Origin of the sequence: Bacillus sp. UNC322MFChir4.1, from assembly GCF_000746135.1 — a bacterium.
Taxonomy (GTDB): domain Bacteria; phylum Bacillota; class Bacilli; order Bacillales; family Bacillaceae_G; genus Bacillus_A.
This window is the reverse complement of record NZ_JQKQ01000068.1, coordinates 1-2,736: the sequence shown is the minus strand read 5'-3', so window position 1 is coordinate 2,736 and position 2,736 is coordinate 1. Positions and strand designations below refer to the sequence as shown.

Sequence of the window (2,736 nt, the reverse complement as noted above, 5' to 3'; positions counted from 1 at the left end):
ATGCTCATTATCTTTACAGTGATATCTTGACCAAAATTTAGTATAGCTATAAGACCGATTACTAATACAAGCGATAAAATGGCCCTTGGAGGCTCCTTCATGTGCAATTGATTTACGATAAAACTACTTGCAGTATTTGTAAGTGCAACCGAATACATCAGCACAATCGTATAAATTGAGACGAAATATACTATATTAAAAATGATACTTGCCTTATTTCCGAAATACTCTCTTATTGTACCTGTAATCCCCTCATCAGCAGAATTGGAAGCGTATATCATTTTAGCAAGCGCCCTATGCGAGTAATACATAACTGGATATGCAAGGATGGTAATTAACAGTAATGATAATAACCCACCTGAACCTGCATTAATAGGTAAAAAGAGTACTCCTGCTCCAATTGCTGTTCCAAAAAGACTCAATGCCCAGGTTGTATCCTGTTTATGCCACTTTTTAGGGTCTAGATATTTCTCATTTTTTACTGCAGTATTTTCAGCTTGAAATTCTATGTTTTTTGCAGTATTCCCATTCATATAATAATTCCTCCTTGTACCCTATTCTTACATCCTTTTTAAGGTCTAGGAATATAGACCATTCTTGAAAAATAAATTGCTTACAAGGTGCGCCGTATGTGTGTCCTTCTTCTAAGTTGATCAAAATCGAAACATTCGCTAGTTATCAACCTGATGAATTTGTTAGCGTTTACAAAATATTTTAATTGTATAGTAGTATATTTTAGTGATAATGGCCCTCAATACCCAGACATCCTTAGGAGAACAATAGAGAATAGAATTGTTAACTATTTCACAATATTACCAATAACTGTTTACTGATTTGATTGTTTCTCTCCAAAGATTTTATTTTTAATGGCAATCCCTGTAGGTGTGGCCGCAACTCCGCCTAAACCTGTCTCTCTTAATTCGCGAGGCATCTGTCTTCCAACTCTATACATCGCTTCAATAACTTCGTCAGAATTGATGATATTGTTTACGCCAGCTAATGCGATGTCCGCTGCTGCTAAAGCATTTGCCATTCCGATGGCGTTTCTCTTTACACAAGGAATTTCTACCAAACCAGCGACCGGATCACAAACTAAACCGAGTAAATTTTGTAATGCGGTTGAGAAAGCTTCAGAAGATTGCTGCGGTGTTCCTCCGCCAGCTTCTACCGCTGCTGCTGCAGCCATTGCTGAGGCACTACCTACTTCAGCTTGACATCCTCCGTACGCTCCGGCAATACAAGCGTTATTTGCGACTATCGTTCCAAATAACGCTGAAGTGAATAGAAAATGGATCATATCTTCATGACTTAACTGCAACGTATCTTTAATACTAAATAGGACTCCCGGGATCGTCCCACTCGCACCTGCTGTTGGAGTTGCACAAATAGCTCCTAATGCAGCATTTACTTCATTAACACCGATCGCACTTTGAATCCCTAACACCATCAAATCTCCAGAAAGAGTTTTTCCATTTTCTCGATATTTTTTTATTTTAACAGCATCGCCTCCGGTTAAACCAGTTGGAGAAAATACCCCGTCGCCCTCGACACTTTTATTTATGGCATTTTCCATAGTTGTTAAATTTCTTTCCATTTTACTCCAAACTTCTTCATAAGAAGTTTTAGTTTGTTCGATTTCCTGTTCGATTGCTAATTCATAAATTGGCTTTTGTCTTTTATTAGCTGCATCCACAATTTCTTTTATAGACATATACATATTTTTTCACCTCTTAATGTACTAAAGAATAATGATATTAGCTATATTGCTTAAACTTCCCAATTCCATTTGAACATTACCAGGCAATAGAGAATCCAAAGCAAATGCATATAAATATTTTCCGTTTTCTTCCAAACTATGAAAGTCGTTAATTTCCACATCATATTGTTTAAAGATCCTGCGTAAGACAAATTCAAAGTCAGCTCTTTCGGAAATCGCAATAATAACTGGCAATGGCCCCTGCAGTTCTAAGCTAAATCCGTCAACTTCAACATGTTTGACTTCAATTAATCCGCCGCCGATCGAAATACCCACTGTTCTAATACTTCGACTTTCATCCTCTAAATATACATCTGCCGTATTTGGATGGCCAGCAGGACTATCACCTGCTTTTTCAATAAAGGTAATGTCAATTCCTTTAGATTCTGCTATTTTAATAGCATCTGGCACTCTGCTGTCATCGGTAGCAAATCCTAATATCCCAGCAATAATTGCAAAATCAGTTCCGTGTCCTTTATGGGTTTCAGCAAATGATTCATAATACCTTACCACGACTTTTTTTGGAAGACCTTGAAATAATTTATTGGCAACTGTTCCAATAGCTAAAGCACCTGCAGTATGTGAACTTGAAGGACCTATCATTACCGGCCCAATCACATCAAAACAACTTTTGTATTTAACAACCTTTTTTTCTTTAACAGTTACTAAATTCATGTTCATATCAGCACCCCCATAATTTATTATTTTTAACTGCAGTTGAATCTGAGGTATTGGAATCTCCAATTCCAAATATGTTCCAGCCTTTATTTTCTGCAATTACATTTGTTCCATAAATCAGAACAGGGCAATCTATTAAAATGTCAGCTTGAGAAAGAGATTCAATTGTAATAAAGTGAAACTTTAATCAGTGGGGGTTTTCTTCACCCCCCACTGATTATTAGTTGAACCAATCGGGCTTTTACGGGCAGTTTATCTCCCACCTAACTTCTTAAGAAAAGCGGAAGCGGCTCGTTCAGAAT

3 protein-coding genes are annotated in these 2,736 nt (G+C 37.1%); all 3 read right to left on the bottom strand.

Annotated elements, in window-relative coordinates; translation table 11 throughout:
- Positions 1-533 (bottom strand): aromatic amino acid transport family protein (locus BR72_RS17210; RefSeq protein ID WP_035434874.1); only part of this gene is annotated, 533 nt, incomplete at its 3' end.
- A 293-nt stretch (positions 534-826) separates the two neighbouring features.
- The gene (gene sdaAA, locus BR72_RS17205; protein ID WP_035434872.1) at positions 827-1,717 is read right to left on the bottom strand and encodes an L-serine ammonia-lyase, iron-sulfur-dependent, subunit alpha; all 891 of its coding nucleotides are present in this window, start codon (positions 1,715-1,717) and stop codon (positions 827-829) included.
- Between the two features lie 21 nt (positions 1,718-1,738).
- Positions 1,739-2,437 carry an L-serine ammonia-lyase, iron-sulfur-dependent subunit beta gene (gene sdaAB, locus BR72_RS17200; protein ID WP_035434870.1) on the bottom strand — a complete coding sequence of 233 codons (699 nt, stop codon included), beginning with the start codon at positions 2,435-2,437 and terminating at the stop codon, positions 1,739-1,741.
- Positions 2,438-2,736 lie beyond the last annotated feature (299 nt).

What these genes read in the sequence shown, in the direction of transcription:
- sdaAB (WP_035434870.1), bottom strand. Translation starts at nt 2,437, where the DNA reads ATGAACATGAATTTAGTAACTGTTAAAGAAAAAAAGGTTGTTAAATAC.
- sdaAA (WP_035434872.1), bottom strand. Translation starts at nt 1,717, where the DNA reads ATGTATATGTCTATAAAAGAAATTGTGGATGCAGCTAATAAAAGACAA.